Source organism: Streptomyces sp. NPDC087270 (assembly GCF_044744625.1).
Lineage (GTDB): Bacteria > Actinomycetota > Actinomycetes > Streptomycetales > Streptomycetaceae > Actinacidiphila.
The window spans coordinates 90,024-109,430 of record NZ_JBIUYR010000008.1 but is presented as its reverse complement, the minus strand read 5'-3'; the positions used below and the strand labels follow the sequence as shown (position 1 = coordinate 109,430).

The 19,407-nt window shown below is 72.8% G+C and carries 15 protein-coding genes and 3 pseudogenes; 6 read left to right on the top strand and 12 right to left on the bottom strand.

Features of this window, described 5'->3' with window-relative positions; all coding sequences use genetic code 11:
- Positions 1-47: 47 nt before the first annotated feature.
- The 5 genes from ACIPAE_RS17870 to ACIPAE_RS17850 all read right to left on the bottom strand — a co-directional run bounded on the left by ACIPAE_RS17870 (position 48) and on the right by ACIPAE_RS17850 (position 3,471).
- Complete coding sequence (locus tag ACIPAE_RS17870) at positions 48-824, bottom strand: DedA family protein (protein WP_402446087.1); 777 nt, start codon at positions 822-824, stop codon at positions 48-50.
- Positions 825-840: 16 nt separating this feature from the next.
- Positions 841-1,011: a hypothetical protein gene (locus tag ACIPAE_RS17865; RefSeq protein WP_328473253.1), complete on the bottom strand. Its 171-nt coding sequence runs from the start codon at positions 1,009-1,011 to the stop codon at positions 841-843.
- Positions 1,012-1,130: 119 nt separating this feature from the next.
- A complete protein-coding gene (locus tag ACIPAE_RS17860; RefSeq protein ID WP_329361515.1) occupies positions 1,131-1,487 on the bottom strand; it encodes a PRC-barrel domain-containing protein in 357 nt (118 codons plus the stop codon).
- A 76-nt stretch (positions 1,488-1,563) separates the two neighbouring features.
- Complete coding sequence (gene gndA / locus ACIPAE_RS17855; protein WP_329361517.1) at positions 1,564-3,006, bottom strand: NADP-dependent phosphogluconate dehydrogenase; 1,443 nt, start codon at positions 3,004-3,006, stop codon at positions 1,564-1,566.
- A 183-nt stretch (positions 3,007-3,189) separates the two neighbouring features.
- Positions 3,190-3,471: a GlsB/YeaQ/YmgE family stress response membrane protein gene (locus tag ACIPAE_RS17850; RefSeq protein ID WP_328473247.1), complete on the bottom strand. Its 282-nt coding sequence runs from the start codon at positions 3,469-3,471 to the stop codon at positions 3,190-3,192.
- A 314-nt stretch (positions 3,472-3,785) separates the two neighbouring features.
- Between ACIPAE_RS17850 and ACIPAE_RS17845 the strand changes: the two are divergent.
- Positions 3,786-5,489 (top strand): annotated as a pseudogene (locus ACIPAE_RS17845) (ABC transporter transmembrane domain-containing protein); the annotation flags it as partial.
- Between the two features lie 395 nt (positions 5,490-5,884).
- A complete protein-coding gene (locus ACIPAE_RS17840; protein ID WP_402446082.1) occupies positions 5,885-7,627 on the top strand; it encodes an ABC transporter ATP-binding protein in 1,743 nt (580 codons plus the stop codon).
- A gap of 28 nt (positions 7,628-7,655) precedes the next feature.
- Here ACIPAE_RS17840 and ACIPAE_RS17835 read toward each other — a convergent pair whose 3' ends face one another.
- Together ACIPAE_RS17835 and ACIPAE_RS17830 are read right to left on the bottom strand one after the other, a co-directional pair.
- A complete protein-coding gene (locus ACIPAE_RS17835; RefSeq protein ID WP_329361522.1) occupies positions 7,656-7,838 on the bottom strand; it encodes a DUF4236 domain-containing protein in 183 nt (60 codons plus the stop codon).
- A gap of 158 nt (positions 7,839-7,996) precedes the next feature.
- A complete protein-coding gene (locus ACIPAE_RS17830; RefSeq protein WP_329361524.1) occupies positions 7,997-8,968 on the bottom strand; it encodes an aldo/keto reductase in 972 nt (323 codons plus the stop codon).
- Positions 8,969-9,245: 277 nt separating this feature from the next.
- Between ACIPAE_RS17830 and ACIPAE_RS17825 the strand changes: the two genes are divergently transcribed.
- Positions 9,246-10,115: an aldo/keto reductase gene (locus tag ACIPAE_RS17825; protein ID WP_328473239.1), complete on the top strand. Its 870-nt coding sequence runs from the start codon at positions 9,246-9,248 to the stop codon at positions 10,113-10,115.
- 335 nt (positions 10,116-10,450) lie between these two features.
- On the opposite strand, the gene ACIPAE_RS17820 is transcribed toward ACIPAE_RS17825, so the two are convergent.
- The 3 genes from ACIPAE_RS17820 to ACIPAE_RS17810 all read right to left on the bottom strand — a co-directional run bounded on the left by ACIPAE_RS17820 (position 10,451) and on the right by ACIPAE_RS17810 (position 12,506).
- On the bottom strand, positions 10,451-10,990 hold the full coding sequence (locus tag ACIPAE_RS17820) for a GNAT family N-acetyltransferase (RefSeq protein WP_329361528.1): 540 nt from the start codon (positions 10,988-10,990) through the stop codon (positions 10,451-10,453).
- Between the two features lie 159 nt (positions 10,991-11,149).
- Positions 11,150-11,509, bottom strand: coding sequence for a hypothetical protein (locus ACIPAE_RS17815; protein ID WP_329361530.1), 360 nt, complete (start codon positions 11,507-11,509; stop codon positions 11,150-11,152).
- 106 nt (positions 11,510-11,615) lie between these two features.
- Entirely contained in the window at positions 11,616-12,506 is an 891-nt protein-coding gene (locus tag ACIPAE_RS17810) for a helix-turn-helix domain-containing protein (protein WP_329361532.1), read from the bottom strand.
- Between the two features lie 790 nt (positions 12,507-13,296).
- Between ACIPAE_RS17810 and ACIPAE_RS17805 the strand changes: the two genes are divergently transcribed.
- Complete coding sequence (locus ACIPAE_RS17805; protein ID WP_402446075.1) at positions 13,297-16,506, top strand: discoidin domain-containing protein; 3,210 nt, start codon at positions 13,297-13,299, stop codon at positions 16,504-16,506.
- A gap of 39 nt (positions 16,507-16,545) precedes the next feature.
- Here the strand turns inward: ACIPAE_RS17805 and ACIPAE_RS17800 are convergent, their stop codons facing one another.
- Positions 16,546-16,704: a hypothetical protein gene (locus ACIPAE_RS17800; RefSeq protein WP_402446072.1), complete on the bottom strand. Its 159-nt coding sequence runs from the start codon at positions 16,702-16,704 to the stop codon at positions 16,546-16,548.
- Between ACIPAE_RS17800 and ACIPAE_RS17795 the strand changes: the two are divergent.
- Positions 16,700-17,551: pseudogene (locus tag ACIPAE_RS17795) on the top strand (transposase); the annotation flags it as partial. The gene ACIPAE_RS17800 and the pseudogene ACIPAE_RS17795 sit on opposite strands and share 5 nt — an antisense overlap.
- Positions 17,552-17,876: 325 nt before the next feature.
- Positions 17,877-18,260, top strand: coding sequence for a VOC family protein (locus ACIPAE_RS17790; RefSeq protein WP_366411802.1), 384 nt, complete (start codon positions 17,877-17,879; stop codon positions 18,258-18,260).
- A gap of 11 nt (positions 18,261-18,271) precedes the next feature.
- Here the strand turns inward: ACIPAE_RS17790 and ACIPAE_RS17785 are convergent.
- Positions 18,272-19,405 (bottom strand): annotated as a pseudogene (locus ACIPAE_RS17785) (IS630 family transposase).
- Between the last annotated feature and the right edge of the window lie 2 nt (positions 19,406-19,407).

Genomic DNA, 19,407 nt, shown 5'->3' with positions numbered 1-19,407 from the left:
GGCGGCGCTCTCGTACGGCGCGGGGCGGGCGTTCCGCCGTGGACGGGTCAGCGGTCGGGGTCGTCGGGGTCGTCGGGGTCGTCGGCCCGGGTGGACCCGCCGCCGTCCGCCCGATCGGTCCCGCCGTCCGCCCGATCGGTCCGGTCGGTCCCGTCGGTCCCGCTGTCCGGGTCCGACCGCTCGGCCTCCTCCGCCCGCTCCTGCCCCGCCTGCTCCTCCCCCGCCTCCTGCCGCCTGCGCCTGAAGTGCCAGTAGACGAGGGCCGCGACCACGACCACCGCGACGACGATCGCGACGGCCGTGCCCGCGGTGTGCTCGACCCGCTTGTAGGCGTCGCCGGCGTAGTAGCCGAGCAGTGTGAAGCCGACCCCCCAGATGAGGCCGCCGGCGGCGTTGAAGGCGAGGAAGACCCGGTAGGGCATGCGGGAGATGCCCGCGAGCGCGGGCATCAGGGCACGGAAGAAGGCGATGAAGCGGCCGAGGAAGACCGCGGCCGGCCCGCGCCGGCGAATCAACTCCTCGGCGTGGCCGATGCGTTCGCGGTGCCCGCGCAGCGCGCGGGTCTCCAGGATGCGCGGCCCCAACCGCTTGCCGACCTCGTAGCCCACGCTGTCGCCGGCCACCGCGGCGAGCACCACCACCACGCACAGCCAGAACACCGACACCCGGCCCTGGCTGGCGACGACCCCGCCGAGCACCGCCGCGGTCTCGCCGGGCAGCACGAAGCCGAAGAAGAGGGCGTCCTCGCAGAAGACGAGGGCGCCGACGATCGCGTAGACGGCGGTGCCCGAGGAACGCGAGAGCCAGTCGGTGATGGAGTTCATACGGCCGCCGGCCGCCTCAGCGGACCGGCCGCGGCCGCTTGCGGCGCAGCAGCCGCCACAAGCCCCACGCCAGGTCGGCGACGAACACCACGATGCCGATCGCGAGCAGGAAGCCGAGGCCCCCGGCGGCCGCGCCGATCAGGCCGAGGACGATCGCCACGATGATCAGGAAGAGGAACAGGCTCATGGTCCGATGTCCTTTCGGGGCGGAGGGCGACCGGGCCGGCGGTCCCGTTCCGGTCGCGACCGGAACGCCGCCGGATGCCGGCCGGACCGGTGGCTCCCGTCGCCGGTACGGGGGCTCGGTCAGCGACGGGCGAGCAGCCGGGTGCCCTTCGCCCCCGGCTCGTACGGGAGCCCGTAGTGCTGGTAGATCGCCTCCTCGTCCTCGACCGGAAGGACGTCGTCCGTCCCGATCGAGGGGGCCGACTTCACCAGCGCCTTGGCGTAGGGGACCCGTACGTAGCCCGGGCCGATCACAGCCTCCGCGACGGGCACGAACACCAGCCGGTGCCGGGTGGGCAGTCCGACCCGGACCGTTGCCACCGCGGGCAGGTCCGTGGTGGTGTCCACGTAGACCGCCTCCAGGGCGCCGATCTTGTGGCTGTCCTCGTCGACCACGTCGTGGTCGCGCCACTCGCGCAGATCAGCGGACTCGATCATTCCCCAACCTACCTTTCGCCGGGGCACGCCCGGTGCCCTGTGCGTGGTCGCATTCCCCCGTTCCGGGGCATTACGCTCAGCCGGCGTCGACCTCGTCGCGGTCGCCGCCCCACAGCGTGTGGAACACGCCCTCGCGGTCGATCCGCCGGTAGGTGTGGGCGCCGAAGAAGTCGCGCTGGCCCTGGGTGAGGGCGGCGGGCAGCCGCTCGGCGCGCAGCGCGTCGTAGTAGGCGAGCGCGGCCGAGAAGCCGGGGGCGGGCACGCCGCCCGCCGCGGCCGCGGCCACCACGGCCCGCCAGTCGTCCTGCGCGGCGCCGATCTCGTCGGCGAACCGCTGGTCGGACAGCAGGCTGGGCAGGTCGGGGCGGCCGTCGTAGGCCGCGGTGATCCGGTCCAGGAACGCGGCCCTGATGATGCAGCCGCCGCGCCAGATGGCCGCGATCCGGCCCAGGTCGATGTCCCAGTCGTAGGCGTCGCTGCCGGCCTGGATCTGGTGGAAGCCCTGGGTGTAGGAGACGATCTTCGACGCGTACAGGGCCTGTTCGACCTGGTCGGCGAAGTCGGCCGCGGCCTGGCCGGACAGGGCCTTCGCCTGCGGGCCCGGCAGGCCGCGGGAGGCGGCGCGCAGGTCGGCGTGGCCGGAGAGCGAACGGGCGAAGACCGCCTCGGCGATCCCGGAGACGGGCACGCCGAGGTCGAGCGCGGTCTGCACGGTCCAGCGGCCGGTGCCCTTCTGCTCGGCCTGGTCGGCGACGATGTCCACGAAGGGGCGGCCGGTCGCGGCGTCGGTGTGGGCCAGCACCTCGGCGGTGATCTCGATCAGGTACGAGTCGAGCCGCCCGGTGTTCCAGGTGCGGAAGATGTCGGCGATCTGGGCCGGCGTGTAGCCGCCGATGGCGCGCAGCAAGTCGTACGCCTCGGCGATGAGCTGCATGTCGGCGTACTCGATGCCGTTGTGCACCATCTTCACGAAGTGGCCGGCGCCGTCCGGGCCGATGTGGGTGGTGCAGGGCGTGCCGTCCTTGGCCTTCGCGGCGATCCGCTCCAGCAGCGGGCCGAGCGACTCGTAGGACTGCGCGGAGCCGCCGGGCATGATGGACGGGCCGTTCAGCGCGCCCTCCTCGCCGCCGGAGATGCCGGTGCCGACGAAGTGGATGCCCTGCGCGCGCAGTTCCCGCTCGCGGCGCCGGGTGTCCTCGAAGTGCGCGTTGCCGCCGTCGATGATCACGTCGCCCTCTTCGAGCAGCGGGGCGAACTCGCGGATCACCGCGTCGGTGGGGTCGCCCGCCTTGACCATGATGATCAGCCGGCGGGGGCGTTCGAGGGCGGCCACGAACTCCTCGGGGGTGCGGGTGGCCACGAAGGCGCCCTCGTCGCCGTGCTCGTCGACGAGGGCGGTGGTCTTGGCGGTGGTGCGGTTGTGCAGTGCCACGGTGAACCCGTGGCGGGCGAAGTTCCGGGCGAGATTGCTGCCCATGACGGCGAGTCCGGTCACGCCGATGTCGGCGGTTGCGCTCATGTTCCGCTCCTGGTGCCGCTGCGGGGGCCGTGGATGCCGCTCCGGTCATTGTGCTCGTCCGGCGGCCGGCCGGCCCGCGCACCGGGGCCGTTCGGGGGTACGGCGCGGCCCGGCCGAGGCTGCTGGGCGGGCCTGGCCGGGCCGTGAGGAGCGGGGCGGCCGGGTCGGGCCCGGCCGGGCCGCTCAGCGTCGGCTTCGGCGATCTCGGGAGTCCCCGAACAGCAGGCGGTAGGCGATCAGCAGCACCAGCGAGCCGCCGATCGCGGCGAGCCAGGTATGGCCGTCGAAGAAGTGGTGCGGCACGGGCTTGTCCAGCAGCTTGGCCGACAGCCAGCCGCCGAGGAAGGCCCCGACGATGCCGATGACGATGGTGCCCAGCACCCCACCCGGGTCACGCCCGGGCAGCAGGAGCTTGGCGATCGCCCCGGCGAGCAGTCCCAGAATGATCCAACCGATGAGTCCCATGCTGGCCATATGCCCCGCGATTCGCCGGACACACCGCAAGACCCGCCGGATGGAGGGTTGTTACGGCGCCGGGACGTACCCGCGACGCGGACGGGACTTACGCGCCACGCGGCCGGGGCGGTGGCACTCGAAAGGAGCGGTGGCAACCCCCGGCCGAAGCGCCGACCAGCCCCCGGACGGAGCCCCCGCCGCGCCCGAAAAGGCGAGATATACGTTGGCCCGCCGGCGGGGTGCTCTGCGAAGGTGGCGGCCATGCACCCACCCCAGCAGCCGCCCCCGCCCCGGTCGTACCGCGAGACCCGCGGATGCCGCCGGTGATCGACTCGTACGCGGACCCCGGAACCCCCGACCACCGCAGCGCGGGCCGCTACCTGTGGTGGCTGCTCATGAGCCAGCGCGGCCGTACGGCCGGGGGCGCCCTGCTCGGCACCGTCTGGATGGTCCTCATCACCCTGACGCCCTACGTCCTGTCCCGCGCGATCGACGACGGCCTGGAACCGGGCCGGATGGGCGCGCTCACCGCGTGGAGCGGGGTCCTGCTCGGCCTGGGCGTGGTCAACGCCTGGGTGAGCATCATGCGGCACCGCACGATGACCCGGCTGCGGATGGACGCGACCTTCCGCACCGTCAAGTCGGTGGTGGGCCAGGCCACCCGGCTGGGTGCGGCGCTGCCGCGGCAGGCGAGGGCCGGCGAGGTCGTCACGATCGGCGTCACCGACGTCCAGCAGATCAGCCAGTCCCTTACGATGACCGGCCCGGGCTTCGGCTCGGTGATCGCCTACCTCGTGGTGGCCGGCCTGCTGCTGTCGGTCTCCGTGTCGCTCGCGCTGGTGGTGCTGCTCGGGGTGCCGGTCATCGCGGTGCTGGTCGGCCCGCTGCTGGGGCGGCTGCGCGGGGCGGAGGCGGTCTACCGCGAGCAGCAGGGCGGTCTGACCGCCCGGATCGGCGACCTGTCCGGTGGGCTGCGGGTCCTCAACGGCCTCGGCGGGAAGCAGCTGTTCGCCGACTCCTTCCGCCGGGACTCCGGCGAGCTGACCGGCCAGGGCTACCGGGTCGGGGCGGTGACGAGCTGGGTGCAGGCGCTCGGCGTCGGGCTGCCGATGGTCTTCCTCGCACTCGTCACCTGGCTCGCGGCCCGCCTCGCCGTCGAAGGGTCCATCTCGGTGGGCGAGTTCGTCGGGGTCTACGGATACGTCGCGGTGCTCGTGGTGCCGGTCGCGTTCTTCATCGAGTGCGGGTACGACGTCACGCGCGGGCTGGTGGCCGCCAAACGGGTGGTGGGCTTCCTGTCCCTGGTGCCCGACTCCGCCCTGCGCCAGGCCCGTACGGACCCGCCCGCCGCGCCGTCCGCGCTGCGCGACCCGGGCTCGGGCGTCGAGGTGGCGCCGGGCACGCTCACCGCGCTGGTCAGCGGACGGCCCGCCGAGTCCGCCGAGGTGGTGGACCGGCTCTGCGGGTTCACGCCCGGCGCCGTGACCTGGGGGCCGGTCCGGCTCGACGAGGTCGCGGCGGCGCAGGTCCGCGACCGTATCCTCGTCGCCGACAACGAGGCGGACCTGTTCGCCGGTCCGCTGCGCGAGATGGTCTCCGGCCGCCGCCACCACGACGACGAGGCGGTCGCCCGCGCGGTGCACGCCGCCGTCGCGCAGGACATCGTCGAGGGGCTGCCCGACGGGCTCGGCACCGCCATGGACGCGCAGGCCCGCAACCTCTCCGGCGGCCAGCGCCAGCGCATCCGCCTGGTCCGGGCGCTGCTGGCCGAACCCGAGGTGCTGATGGCGGTCGAGCCGACCTCCGCGCTCGACGCGCACACCGAGGCGGCCGTCGCGGCCCGGCTGCGCACGGCGCGCACCGGCCGCACCACCGTGGTCACCGGCACCTCGCCGGTCCTGCTCGACCAGGCCGACACCGTGCACTACCTCGTCGACGGCAAGGTCGTCGCCTCCGGCAGCCACCGCGACCTGCTGCGCCGCGAGCCCGGCTACCGGTCGCTGGTCGACCGCAGCGCGGCCGAGGCCGACGCCCCGCAGGTCCCGGCGCAGCTCTCACCCGCGGACGGGGACGATCCGGGCCGTACGGACCAGGCCCCGGGCGGTACCGCGTCCGTGCCGGCCGCAGCCGGGGTTGCCGACGGCGGCGCGGACGGCGGCGGGACGGGCGCGCGCGTGGGCGTGGACCGGACCGGCGGACGAGGTCCGGGCGGGGACAACAGGTCCCCAGCACGCGAGGCGGCCGGCGACCACCGGCCCGGCGCGGACCCCGCGACCGGCGGGCAACCGCCAGGCGACGGGCCACCCGCGGCGGCCGGACGGCCCGGCGCACGCGGCACCGACGGCAACCGGGATAGCCGGGACGAGCACGGCACCGGCGACGCGGGCGACGCGCACCGGTCCGGGTCCGGGGAGGTGGTCTGATGAGCGGGCACCTGCCGGTCGCCGAGCCGTCGGCCGTGGGGCGGGCGGCGGGGCGGCTGATCCGGTCCGACGGCCGGGCCTTCGCCGCCGTACTCGCCCTCAACGCGCTGGCCGCCGCGGCCGGGCTCGTCGGGCCGTGGCTGGTCGGCCGGATCGTGGACGAGGTGCAGAAGGGCGGCGAGGTGCGTGCCGTGGACCGGCTGGCGCTGGTCATCCTGCTCTTCGCGGTGGCGCAGTTCCTGCTCGCGCGCTACGCCCGCTACCTCGGCCACCGCTTCGGCGAGCGCACCCTCGCCCGGGTCCGCGAGCAGTTCGTCGACCGCGCGCTGACCCTGCCGGCCTCGGTGGTGGAACGCGCCGGCAGCGGCGACCTGACCGCGCGCGGCACCACGGACGTGGCCATGGTCGGCACCACGCTTCGCGACGCGGCGCCGGAGGTGCTGATCGCCCTGGTCCAGGCGCTGTTCATCCTCGGCGCGGTCTTCGTGCTCGATCCGCTGCTCGGCTGCTGCGGCCTGCTCGGCCTGGGCGGGATCTGGTTCGCGCTGCGCTGGTACCTGCGCCGGGCGCGTGCCGCCTACCTCGCGGAGGGCGCGGCCAACTCGGCGGTCACCGAGATCCTCGCCGCCACGGTCACCGGCGCGCGGACGGTCGAGGCGTTCGGGCTGCAGGAGCGGCGCGTCGCGGCGAGCCGGGACGCGATCGAGGTCTCCCGCCGGGCCCGGACCCGTACGCTCAACCTGCGCACGGTGTTCTTCCCCGCGGTGGACATCTCGTACATCGTCCCGGTCGTCGCGGTGCTGATGGTCGGCGGGCTGCTGCACGCGCACGGCGTGATGAGCCTGGGCGCGGTGGTCAGCGCGGCGCTGTATCTGCGGCAGCTGTCCGAGCCGCTGGACTCGATCATGATGTGGGTCGAGCAGTTGCAGAGCAGCAGCGCGTCCTTCGCCCGGGTCGAGGGCCTGGGCGGGGCCGCGCAGGTCGCGCCGCAGGCGGCCCCCTCCCCCGTCGACGACCGGATCGACGTCGTCGGCGCCCGCTACTCCTACGCCGGCGGGGCCGAGGTGGTGCGCGGTGTCGATCTGACCGTGCGTCCCGGCGAGCGGCTGGCGCTCGTCGGCCCCTCGGGTGCCGGCAAGACCACGCTGAGCCGGCTGCTGGCGGGGATCGACGCGCCGCACGCGGGGTCGGTGACCGTGGGCCGGGTCCCGGTCGCCGACCTGGACCCCGAGCAGTTGCGCCGCCATGTCGTGCTGGTCACCCAGGAGCACCACGTGTTCCTCGGCACGATCCGGGACAACCTGCTGATCGCCGCGCCCGCCGCGCGGGACGACGAACTGCTCGCGGCGCTGGCGGCCGTGGGGGCGGACTGGGTCGGCGACCTGCCGGACGGCCTGGACACCGCCGTGGGTGACGGCGGCCACCGCACCGACGGTTCGCAGGCCCAGCAACTCGCCCTGGCACGGGTCGTGCTGGCCGATCCGCACACGCTGATCCTCGACGAGGCGACCGCGCTGCTCGACCCGAGCACCGCACGCCACACCGAGCGCGCGCTGGCGAGCGTGCTGCGCGGCCGTACCGTGATCGCCATCGCGCACCGGTTGCACACGGCCCACGACGCGGACCGGGTGGCCGTGATGGAGGGCGGCCGGCTCACCGAACTCGGCACCCACGAGGAGCTGGTCGCGGCCCGGGGCGCCTACGCCGCGCTCTGGTCGTCCTGGCACGGCGGCAAGGAGTAGCCGCCTGCCGTTCCGGCCGCGGCGCGCCTCAGCGTTCGGTGTGGCGGTAGCCGAAGGGGCCGGGCAGGTCGGCGGAGGTGGTGCGGCGGCCGGTGGTGGACCAGGTGCGGTGCGCGCCCTTGCGGCCCAGCGTCAGGGAGAGCGACTTGCGGTTCACGTTGAGCCGCACTCCGGGGAAGATGTGGAAGGACTTGCGGAACGTCACGGGCATGATGGCCTCCTCGGTCTCCCGTGGCCGTCTGCCCGCGACCGCCGCGTTCACCCCTGGCAGCCGCCGGTCCGGCCGGAGTTGACCGGCCGCGCCGCTTCCGGGCGCGGCCGGTCGACCTCGGCCGGGGCGAACCGGTCAGACCGACAACCGCCGACCGGTCAGTGGAAGCCGGCCACCGCGTGCGGCGCGTACGGCTCCTCCAGCCGGGCCACCTCCTCGTCGGTCAGCTCGACCTCCAGCGACGCCACCGCGTCGTCCAGGTGGTGCGCCTTGGTGACGCCGACGATGGGGGCGGTGACCACCGGGTTGCGGTGCATCCAGGCGAGCGCGACCTGCGCGGCGGGGATGCCGCGCGCCGCGGCGACCTCGGCGACCCGCTCCACCACGACGCGGTCGGCGGAGTGGTAGAGGGTGCGGCCGAACTCGTCGGTCTCGGCGCGGGCGGTGGTCTCGTCCCACGGGCGGGTGAGCCGGCCGCGGGCCAGCGGGCTCCACGGGATGACGCCGACGCCCTGGTCCGCGCAGAGCGGCAGCATCTCGCGCTCCTCCTCGCGGTAGAGCAGGTTGTAGTGGTTCTGCATCGAGCAGAACCGGGTCCAGCCGTGCAGGTCCGCAGTGTACTGCGCCTTCGAGAACTGCCAGGCGTGCATCGAGGAGGCGCCGATGTAGCGGGCCTTGCCGGCCTTCACCACGTCGTGCAGCGCCTCCATGGTCTCCTCGATCGGCGTGTCGTAGTCCCAGCGGTGGATCTGGTAGAGGTCCACGTAGTCCGTGCCGAGCCGGCGCAGGCTGTGGTCGATCTCGGTCATGATCGCCTTGCGGGAGAGCCCGCCGCCGTTGGGTCCCGGCCGGGTCCGGCCGTGCACCTTGGTGGCGATCACCACCTCGTCGCGGTCGGTGAGGTCGCGCAGCGCGCGGCCGGTGATCTCCTCGCTGCTGCCGGCGGAGTAGACGTTCGCGGTGTCGAAGAAGTTCACCCCGGCGTCGAGGGCCCGCTTGATGAGGTCCCGGCTCGGGTCCTCCCCGAGGGTCCACTCGTGGTTGCCGCGGTCCGGCTCGCCGAAGCTCATGCAGCCCAGGCTGATCGCCGACACTTCAAGACCGGTCGCGCCCAGTCGCGTAAAGCGCATGAGGCCGCCTCCTCGGTGTATCCGTACGTGCTGTCCGTACGTGTGTGTGCCATCGGTTTCGTGGATACCGCTGCCCATGCAACCAGACGGAGGTCAGGGTCGCGGAACCGCCTGGTCCGGCATGCGGAATCCCGTCTTGCGGAATGTCGGCGTCCGGAATAGCGGGCACCCGGTACGCGGTTGTTCCGCAGGCGTGACCGGGCGGACCCGGTCGCACGGACCATCCCAGCGGTGCGCACCGGGCCAGGCCGGGCAACCGCGGAAGGAGCATGTCATCGTGAGCACCCAGACCCAGCCCGCCAAGGCGTCCGGGACCTTCTCCCTCTCCGGGGAGCTGCCGGTCACCCGCCTGGGGTTCGGTTCGATGCAGTTGACCGGACCCGGGGTGTGGGGTGACCCGAAGGACCCCGACGAGGCGGTGCGCGTGCTGCGGCGGGCCGTCGAGTCCGGCGTCGACTTCATCGACACGGCCGACTCGTACGGGCCGGTGGTGGCCGAGCCGCTGATCCGCAAGGCGCTGCACCCGTATCCGGCGGACCTGGTGATCGCCACGAAGGCCGGGCTGACCCGTTCCGGGCCGAACGACTGGCGGCCGGTCGGGCGGCCGGAATACCTGCGGCAGCAGGCCGAGATGAGCCTGCGGCACCTGGGCCTGGACCGTATACCCCTCTTCCAGTTGCACCGGATCGACCCGAAGGTGCCGCTGGAGGAGCAGGTGGGCGAGCTGAAGCTGCTCCAGGAGGAGGGCAAGATCGCGCACATCGGGCTCTCCGAGGTCGATGTGGACCAGTTGGAGGCGGCCCGGGCGGTCGCCGAGATCGCGTCGGTGCAGAACCTGTACAACCTGGCCAACCGCTCCGCGGAGAAGCTGCTCGACCACGCCGAGGCGCAGGGCATCGCCTTCATCCCGTGGTTCCCGCTGGCCACCGGCGAGCTGGCCAAGCCCGGCGGGCCGCTCGCCGAACTGGCCGAGCGGCACGGCGCGAGCCCCTCCCAGCTCGCCCTCGCCTGGCTGCTGCGCCGCTCCCCCGTGATGCTGCCGATCCCGGGCACGTCCTCGGTGGCGCACCTGGACGACAACATCGCGGCGGCCGGACTGGAGCTGACCGACGCGGAGTTCGCGGAGCTGACCGACGCGGTCGGCTGAGCGGCGCGAGCTGAGCGGCGCGACGGCGCGAGCCGACCGACCCGGTCGGCTGGGACGCGCGACGGGCCGAGCTGACCGACCCGGTCGGCTGGGACCGGAGCCGCGCGACCGGTGCGACGGCGCGAGCCGCACTGTCGGGTGCGCCGCGTGATGTGCTGACCCGCGACCGGCGTAGGCCGGGGACCAGGAGCTTCCGGTCCCCGGCCTTCGCGGTGGGTGACGAGGCGGGCTGGCGCTCACCTCAGCGGGGTCGGTCGGCGCCGCCGCCGTGGGCTCCCCCGATTCGATGGTCCACGGTGACGCGGTGACGCGGTGACGCGGTGACGCGTACGAGCTCAATCGCGCGGCGTGACCGGGGAGCGCATGCCGAGCCACTGCTCGGCGTCCCAGGCCCGGAACCGCTCCACCTCGGTGAACCCCAGCTTCGCCGCGAGGCGCAGCGACCCGGCGTTGGCGGTCTGGGTGGCGAGCACCACCGGCTCGCCCGGAAGGACGCCGTCGAACCAGTCGAGTGCCGCCGCGCACGCCTCGGCGGCGTACCCGAACCCCCACGCGCGCGGCAGGAACAGATAGCCGAGATCGGCCTTCCCCGCGGCAGCCGGACGATGCTGCTCCGATGCTCTCCTGAGCAGGATCTGCCCGATCATCGCCCCGTCGCGCTCGACGACGAAACTCCCCCGCCACCGCTCGGGCACCTCGGGCATCTCCCGCTCCAGCTCGTCACGCGGCCGGGGGCCTCCCAGGTAGGTGTGCACCTCGGGCGAGGCGAGCAGCTCGATGAAGGCCGTACGGTCCCGGGCCTCGGGCGCACGGAGCACGAGCCGCTCGGTCCTGATCGGAGCGGGTGGCCAGGGGACTGGTCCGAGTTCGGTCATACCCGCAAGCCAATCAGCGCCCTCGGCGGTGATCAAGACGCACGGACCGATCAGGCCACCAGCCCGCCCCCGAACCCGCGCCCGCCCCCGTTCCCGAACCCGACCCGCAAGCGGCCGGACCCGCGCGGCGCGGCCGGGCCCGTGGCTTCGGCCTCGACCTCAGCAGTAGTTGAGGCTGCCGCTCTCCCAGGTGACGTTGTCGCCCGACATCCAGCCCTTGGTCTCCGTGCCCTGGACCCGGCCGTAGACCCACACGTTGCCGTAGTAGTTGTACACGTAGCACCACATGTAGAAGCCGCTGCCGTTGGTGGCCGTGCCGGTGTTGGAACAGGCCGCCGCGGGCTCGGACTTGAGGTGGTACGTGCCGAGCATGTGCCCGTAGCCGCTGGAGTTGTTGGTGTAGCCGTAGGAGTCGCACGGCGACGCGGCGGAGGCGCTCGTGGTGCCGACCACGGCCCCGAGACCGGTCAGCAGCGCGGTCGCCGCCAGCAGGGTCACGGCGTTCTTCCTGATCCGCATGGGAATCTCCGTTTCCGAAGGGAAGTTCCGATCGAGGGACGCCATGCTCACAGCCGGCCGGTGGCGGGGTATTGGAAAAAACCGCAACCCCCGCGAGATGACCGGTTCACCGCAGGAGGGTGCTGGTGACCTTTCCCGGCATGCGGTCCACCGGGCGCCCGGCGCCGCCGCGGTGCAGGAGGAACGTCCCGGGGGTGACGCCGGTCATCACCTTGAAGTCGCGGTGCAGGTGCGCCTGGTCGTAGAAACCGCAGGCCGCCGCCGTCCGGGCCGGGGCGGTGCCGGCGGTCAGCATGCGCAGCGCGCGCTGCATCCGGAGCACCCGGGCGACCGTCTTGGGCGACATGCCGATCTGCTCGCGGAACCGGAGTTCGAGATGGCGCGCGCTCCAGCCGGCCGCGGTCGCCAACGGGCCGACCGGAACCGCTCCTTCCGACCTGACCAGCCGGTTCCAGGTCCACACCACCTGCGGGGCGGCGGCCCGGCCGCGTGCGCACCTGCGCAGCAGCATCGTGTCCAGCAGGGCGAAACGATCCGCCCAGCTCACCGCCTGGGCGAGGCGGCCCTCCCACTCGTCGCCCTCCGGCCCGAGCAGGTCGGCCAGTGGCACCATCCGACCTCGCAACTCGTGCATGTCGACCCGCAGGACCGTGTACGCCATCCACGGCGCGAGATGGACTTCGACGCCTTCGAGACGGCCGTCGTGCTCCCCCATCGTCGCGTCACTGCGCGGCCCGTTGACGAGCGAGCGGTACGGCTCAGGGCGGGGCCCGCTCCCTGACGTCTCCTCGGTGGCCACCGGTCCGATACGGATGCGGTCACCGAAGTTGATCACCATCGTGATCATCCCGCTGGGAAACTCGATCCGCCGCTGCGGGCGGTCCAGGGCGAGATGGAACCCCCGGTAGTCCGACACCCCCTCCCCCAGGCGAGGGCTCGGCGCTCCCCTCACCAGCCGCCACATGCCGCTCTCCGTCATCCCCCATGATCCGCGCACTTCTCCCCCTCCATGCCCGATGCACGCGATACCCCCGAACCGGCGGCACGAGCCCGGCTCCAGGGCGCCCGGCACGCACGCTACGACGCCCACCGCTCCCCGCACCCCCGGAAACAAGCCAGTCCCAAGCCCCCCCCCGCCGACCCCCTTCCGCCGCCGGTTCGCCGCCGGTTCGCCGCCGGCTCACCACCGGCTCACCACCGGCCGCGAGGGCACGGTGGGGGGAAGGAAAGGCGCTCGGGAAGGCGTCGAACCGTGAGTTGGTGGGCTCGGTGCGCTCGGTGATCCGATGATGGCGATCGCGGTGAAGGCGAGCAGGCGTTCTGCCCGGTGTCGTCTCGTCGGTGCGGCAGCCGGACGGTCATCGGCCCGTAGCCGGGTGGGGCACCCGGCCGCCATCCTGGGGGGCAAGTCGGCGGCCGGGCGCGGACCGGCGCCGCGGGGGGGTTGCGCCGCCGGTCGTGGGTCCGCCGGGTCGGCTGACGCACCACCGATCGGACCCTCCCTTGCGAGTCCCCTGCAAGGGCTGACCTCCGCCTGCCCCGCCTTCCGGCCCTCATGCGCACCTTCCGGAAAACTTCTCGCCGGTCTCCCGGACCGGGCCGCGCCGCACCACACCCCACCGCGTCCCCCGTCCCACCCGCCGCCCGCCTCGCCGGGCACCCCCATCCACCCACCTCCGTACAGGCACCCACCCCCGCACAGGGGTTGACGCCGTCGCGCGGCGATGCGAAGAATGGCCCACGCCTGACAACGTTGTCGAGTCGCGCGACGGCGTCCCGCACCGAGGATGGAGCCACCCGTGCAGCACCGCACCTCCCCCATGAGCCGGCGCAGGTTCACCCAACTGGCAGGAATCACCGCCGCGTTGGCGGCCGTACCGACGGCGGTGGCGGCGGCGCCGGCGTCGGCCGCGTCGGCCGCGGCCGGGGACGCGAAACCGGCGGCGGGTGGGATCACGCCGTCGAGCACCCCGCCGGACGCGATCGCGGCGACGTACCACCAGGTGCTGCTGCGCCACACGCGGTGGACCGAAACGCAGTGGGACGACAAGGCCGGCCACTACACGGTCACCGACTTCGGCTTCGCCGTGGTGCTGGGCCACGCGCTGCTGCTGACCCGCGGCGGCTACGACGCCGCCGTCACCGGCATCGACGAGGACACCCTGCGCTCGCGCACCCTCGCCACCATCTCGCACTTCGCCGGCTCCAACCGCCTGACCGGCGGCACCGAATGGGGCAAGACGCTCTTCTTCGACACCACCTTCCAGCTGTACTTCGTGCTCGCCGCGCGCCTGCTGTGGGACCAGCTGGACGCGGTGACGCAAGGGCACGTCGACACGATCGTGCGCGAACAGGCCGCGTACACCACGTCGTTGGGCACCGGCAACGACCCGCTGTCCGGGTCCTGGACGCCCGACGGGCTGCTCGGCAACCACGTCGGCGACACCAAGCTGGAGGAGATGGGCGTCTACGCGCAGTCCCTGGCGCCCGCGCTGGCGTGGGCCTCGGACAACGCGAGCTACCCCGACTGGGCGTCGTGGTACGGCAAGTGGAGCCGCAACGAGACCGGCCTGCCGGCCGCCGACCTCGCCAACCCGACGGTCGTGGACGGCGTCCCGATCAGCGCCAACACCGCGCAGAACCTGTACGACACCTTCATCGTCGAGAACCACGGCTCGTTCGGCCCGCACTACCAGTGCGAGTTGTGGCGCACCTCCGGCCGCAACACCGCCCACTTCCTGACCGCCGGCCGCCCCATGCCCGAGGTCCTCGCCGCCCAGCCGAACGCCGACCGGCTGTGGGCCTCCCTGCTCACGGTGATGAGCGACGCCGGCGAGCCGCTGATGCCAATGGTCAACGACCGCGAGCACCTGTACGGGCGGGACGTCATCCCCGTCGCGTTCCTCGCCCAGGTGCTGGGCGACCGGGCCGCCGCGCGCGCCGAGACCGCGCTCGCCGAGCGGCTGACGGCGTATCAGGCGTACGCCCCGGCCGACCGGATCACCAAGTTCTCCGGGGAACCGAAGTACGAGCCCGAGGCGCGCGCCGAAGTCGCGATCAGCTACCTGCTGCACGAGTGGCGGGCCGCGCAGCGCGAGACGGTCACCGCGCTCACCGCGGAGGAACTCTTCCGACTGGCCTCCGGCGTCACCGACTTCGGCACCGGGCCGGGGCTGGTCGCCCACCAGACGCCGAACGCGTGGGCCGCATCCGTCACCAAGCCGGGCTTCGTGAAGTTCTGCTGGCAACCCGCCCACGACGACTGGCTGTTCTCGCTCAGCGGCAGCACGCCGATGTTCCTGCCGAGCACGGCGGGCAAGGTCACCGGCCGCAACGTCGCCACGTACACCGAACTGCGGGACGGCCTCGACGCGTCCGCGGTGCTGCTCGCCCTGGACAGCGGGTACGCGGGCTTCACCACGCTGCCCGGCGGCGAGGTCGTCTACGCCACCGCGGGTACCGGCACGGGCGAGGGCCACGTCGAGGTCTTCAACCTGACCATGCCCGGCGTCGCGGGCCTGGACGGCAGCCGCACGTACACCACCGCCGACGGTTCGGTCACCGTGCCGGCGGTCGACAGCGGCAAGTCCGGGCACCCGACGTCCGGGCCGCGTACCGACAACCTGACGTTCACCGCGGGCAGTTACCGCTACCTGCGGATGCAGGGGCGGCGTGGCAACCCCCAATACGGCTACTCCGTCTACGCGTTCGAGGTCCGCGACGGTGCCTCCGGTCCCGACCTGGCGCGGGGCGGCACCGCCACCGCGTCCTCCTCGGACAGCGGCAAGGGCGCGGCGCTGGCGGTGGACGGCGACCCGGCGACCCGCTGGGCGGTGTCGGTCGCGGACCGCGCGCGCGGCGACAGCTGGCTGGAGGTGGACCTCGGCGCGGCGGCCACGGTGGACCGCGCCACGCTGAGCTGGGAGGCCGCGGCCGGGCAGGCGTACACCGTGCAGGGCTCGACGGACGGCTCGACCTGGACGGACCTGGTCGCCTACCCGCCCGCCGACCTCACCGGCCGGGGCGGCTGGATCAGCGTCGACGGCCGGGCCGGGTTCGTGGTCCGCGGCGCGGCCAACCCGCTGTCCGTGTACGGCGACACGCTGATCCTCTCGGACGGGCCGGCCGAGCCGCTGCTGGTCGAGGGCGTGCCGGACGGCAGCCCGGCGGCGGTACGGGCCGCGGCCGCGCGACCGGCCCCGAGCACCGACCACGACGCGGTGCGCGCCTCCACGGCCGGCGGCCACCTGAGCCTGTTCAACCTCTCCGGCTCGGCGGTGACCGCGCAGGTGGCGCTGGCGCAGGACACCCGCGCGGTCACCTTGTACGCGGGCAGCCAGACGGTGACCGCGCACGGCACGTCCTTCCGGGCCGAACTCGGCGCTGCGGGTGCGGAGTTGGCGCCCGCGAGGGCCGTGTTGCGGGCCGCCTCCGGGCGGCTTCCCGCGGGGCTGACCGCCGAGGTGCGCGACGCCGCGACCGTGGTCCTGCGCGGCCCGTCCTGCCGGGTGGAGCTCACCGCTCCCGGTGGCCGTACGGTCCGCGTCACGCTCCGCTCGGGGCGCGCCCGCACCGTCGCTCTGCCGGGGGCCGCACCGTATCCGCTGGACGACCTCGCGCTCGGCCGCGTCACCTTCCCGACGTCGCCCCTGCCGCCGGGCATGTCCTCCCCGGCCGCCGCGGTGGACGGCGACCCGCACACCTCGTGGACGCCGGGGGCGGGCGGGCGCATGGTCGTCGACCTCGGCGCGGTCGTCCCGCTCGGCACGGTCACGGCTCGCTGGACCGGTGGGCGCGTGCCCGCGGCGCGGGTCGAGACCAGCGGGGACGGGCTGACCTACCAGCAGGCCGGTACGCTGCCCGCCCGCGCGACCTCGTCCCTGCGGCTGAAGGGCTCCGCGCGCTACGTCGCGCTCGCCGTGCCGGACGGTGCTCCGCACGGTTCCCCGAACGGCGCCGCCCGCCTGGTGTCCCTTTCGGTGACCGGCGCGAAGTAGGTCGCCTGCGTTTGGCGGCGGGGACGAGGCGTGCCGTGCTCACGGCGCCTGGTCCCCGCTGCCGCCTGCCCCGGGCGCGGCGTGCTCGTCCAGCGTGGTGCGGAGGAAAGTCAGGGTGTCCGTCGGCGTGAGGGCGGTGTCGCGGAGCAGGTCGTAGGCGAGGCGCAGGGGTTCGACGTCTTCGGGTTCTTCGAACACCGGCGAGGTACTGGCCGGCGTGCTACGGCCTGGCAACGCAGGCGCCAACACCGCAACCGACCACATCACCGTCCTCGACCGAGCCTTGGCCCAGATCCCCGACGCGCACCGCCACGGCACCCACATCCTGGTCCGCGCCGACAGCGCCGGCGGCGCCAAAAACTTCCTCGCCCACCTGCGTTCCCTTCGGCAGCGGGGCATCCACACGTCCTTCTCCGTCGGATACGCCATCACCGAGCCGGTCCGCCGGGCGATCCGGACCCTGCCCGACCAGTTCTGGCACCTGGCGCTGGAGCAGGACGGAACACTGCGGGCCGGCGCCGAGGCCGCAGAACTGACCGGCATGGTCGACCTGACCGGACTCCCGACGGCACGCGGGTCATCGTCCGGCGTGAACGCCCGTACCCCGAAGCGTAGTTGTCGGTGTTCGACCTGGACGAGGGCATGCGCCACCAGGCGTTCCTCACCGACACCCCGTCGGCGAAGGGTCCCTGCAGCATCTGGAGGTCCGCCGCCGCGGCCACGCCCGCGTCGAAGACCGCATCCGCTGCGGGAAACCACTGGCTTCGGCCGGTTTCCCTCCCGCCACTTCGCGATCAACACCGCGTGGCTGGAGCTGGCCCTGACCGCTATCGATCTGTTCGCCTGGGCCCAGACTCTCCTGCTGGACGCCGAGTTGGCCACCGCAGAGCCGAAGAAGCTCCGCTACCGCCTGCTGCACGCAGCCGCCCGCCTTACTCGCGGCGGGCGACGCCTCCACCTGCGGATCTCCGCCACCTGGCCCTGGCGCAACCAGCTGATCACGGCATTCACCCGCCTCGCGGCCCTGCCCAGGCCAGCCACCTGACCTGAAGATCAGCCGCTGTCCGCCCACGACCCGAGGAACCAGGAGCACCCGACCCGAGCGTCGGGCCCCAGCCACACCACCCGCCGACAAGCAACGACAGCTCCCGCCCGAGCCGATCAGCCCAGCGCAACCAACCCCAACCGAAAAGCGGAGGCTAGTGCCGCATCAGGCAACGTTCGCCCCGTAGTTGGTGCTTTTCCCCTCACGTTCGTCGCTCAGGTGGGGAGATCTTCCGGACGCTGCTTGATGCCGGCCGTTTCCCGAGAGGAGGCAGGCTCTGCGTGGGAACATAAGGGCGATTTCATGTTCCGGCGGAGGAGTGCGTATGTCTGCAACGGTCGAACTCGCGGCCATCACGGTTGACTGCCCAGACCCTGCCCCGATTGCTGCTTTCTACCAGGCTGCCGCCGGTGGCGAGACCGTTCGATCAGAGGCCGACTCGGCCTGGGTCAGGATCGCCGGGACACTGTGGATCTTCCGTCGGGTCGAGAACTACCAGCCCCCGACCTGGCCTTCGGCGGATGTGCCGCTCCAGATCCACATGGAGTTCTACGTCGACGACCTCAGCGTGGCGGAGCATGAACTGATCGGGTTCGGAGCCACTACGGCTGAGTACCAGTCGAATCGCGCAAGTGGGCTCCTGGTGATGCTCGACCCGGCTGGGCACCCATTCTGTATCTGCAAGCGTTCGCCGGAGCCCACGAGCTGAGGTGGCTGACTTCAAGCGACGTCCGCCCGGGCGACGACGTGTCGCAGGCGCTCGTCGTTGGCGTGACGGTTTCGCCAGATGATGTAGCGGCGGATCATGCTGCCCTGCTCTTTGTGGCTGGCGTGGTCGGTGCCGTCGAGGGTGAAGTAGCGCAGGGCGGTGAACTGGGCTTCGATGCGGTTCAGCCACGAGCTGTTGGTCGGGGTGTAGGCGATCTCGACGTTGTTGGCCTCGGCCCAGTCTGCAACCCGGCGGCACCGCTTGGTGGCCAGGTGCGGGGAGTAGTTGTCGCAGACGATTGCGAGGCGGACCGTGGCCGGGTAGAGGGTGCGCAGGTAGCGGCAGAACTCCAGGAACTTCGACCGGTTCTTGGTCTTCTTGATGTGCCCGTAGAGCTTGTCCTTGGTCAGGTCGTAGGCGGCGAACAGGTGGCGGACGCCGTGCGGGCGGGTGTAGGTCGCCCGCCGCCGGGGGCGGGGTTCCCGCTCGGGGTTTTTGTGCTTGCCGCCGCGTTCAGCCCACTGGCGTCCGGGGTGGGGCTGGAGGTTGAGCGGGCCGAACTCGTCCATGCAGGAGACCACCCCAGGCTCTCCGTCCTCGGGTATGACCTCGCCGTCGGCAATCGCCTACAGGTGCTCGACTCGCGCTTTTTGGCCGCGTAGTCCGGATCGCGAGAGGTCTTCCAGGTCTTCACGCGTTGAAAGGAGACGCCTTCCTCGCGGAGCGAGGATGCGCAGGCCCTCATGGCTGATGTCGTCGACCACCCCCTCGGCGACCAGGAAGTCCGCCAGCTTGACCAAGCTCCAGGTCGAGAACGGCAGGCCATGCTCGGCCGGCTTGGACTTGGCGATCTTCTTGATCTCCCGGCGCTCGGGCAGAGTGAACGTCTTCGGCCGCCCACCTTCGTACTTCGGGTAGAGCGAGTCGAAGCCGTCGGTGTTGAAGTTGTGGATCACGTCCCGGACCCGGTCCGCGCTCGTGAACGTGACCTCGGCGATCTTCGCCACGGCCATGCCCTGCGCAGACAGCAGCACCATCTGGGCCCGGCGCCAGGTCACCACCGACCCGGTGCCACGGCGAATGATCCGCAGCAACCGTCCGCCCTCATCGTCATCAATCTCACGGACACGTACTCGTTCAGCCACCC

Bases quoted from the DNA above. Each gene is read 5' to 3' on its own strand.
- ACIPAE_RS17870 (WP_402446087.1), bottom strand. From the start codon at position 824: ATGAACTCCATCACCGACTGGCTCTCGCGTTCCTCGGGCACCGCCGTC.
- ACIPAE_RS17865 (WP_328473253.1), bottom strand. From the start codon at position 1,011: ATGAGCCTGTTCCTCTTCCTGATCATCGTGGCGATCGTCCTCGGCCTG.
- ACIPAE_RS17860 (WP_329361515.1), bottom strand. From the start codon at position 1,487: ATGATCGAGTCCGCTGATCTGCGCGAGTGGCGCGACCACGACGTGGTC.
- gndA (WP_329361517.1), bottom strand. From the start codon at position 3,006: ATGAGCGCAACCGCCGACATCGGCGTGACCGGACTCGCCGTCATGGGC.
- ACIPAE_RS17850 (WP_328473247.1), bottom strand. From the start codon at position 3,471: ATGGGACTCATCGGTTGGATCATTCTGGGACTGCTCGCCGGGGCGATC.
- ACIPAE_RS17840 (WP_402446082.1), top strand. From the start codon at position 5,885: ATGAGCGGGCACCTGCCGGTCGCCGAGCCGTCGGCCGTGGGGCGGGCG.
- ACIPAE_RS17835 (WP_329361522.1), bottom strand. From the start codon at position 7,838: ATGCCCGTGACGTTCCGCAAGTCCTTCCACATCTTCCCCGGAGTGCGG.
- ACIPAE_RS17830 (WP_329361524.1), bottom strand. From the start codon at position 8,968: ATGCGCTTTACGCGACTGGGCGCGACCGGTCTTGAAGTGTCGGCGATC.
- ACIPAE_RS17820 (WP_329361528.1), bottom strand. From the start codon at position 10,990: ATGACCGAACTCGGACCAGTCCCCTGGCCACCCGCTCCGATCAGGACC.
- ACIPAE_RS17815 (WP_329361530.1), bottom strand. From the start codon at position 11,509: ATGCGGATCAGGAAGAACGCCGTGACCCTGCTGGCGGCGACCGCGCTG.
- ACIPAE_RS17805 (WP_402446075.1), top strand. From the start codon at position 13,297: ATGGAGCCACCCGTGCAGCACCGCACCTCCCCCATGAGCCGGCGCAGG.
- ACIPAE_RS17790 (WP_366411802.1), top strand. From the start codon at position 17,877: ATGTCTGCAACGGTCGAACTCGCGGCCATCACGGTTGACTGCCCAGAC.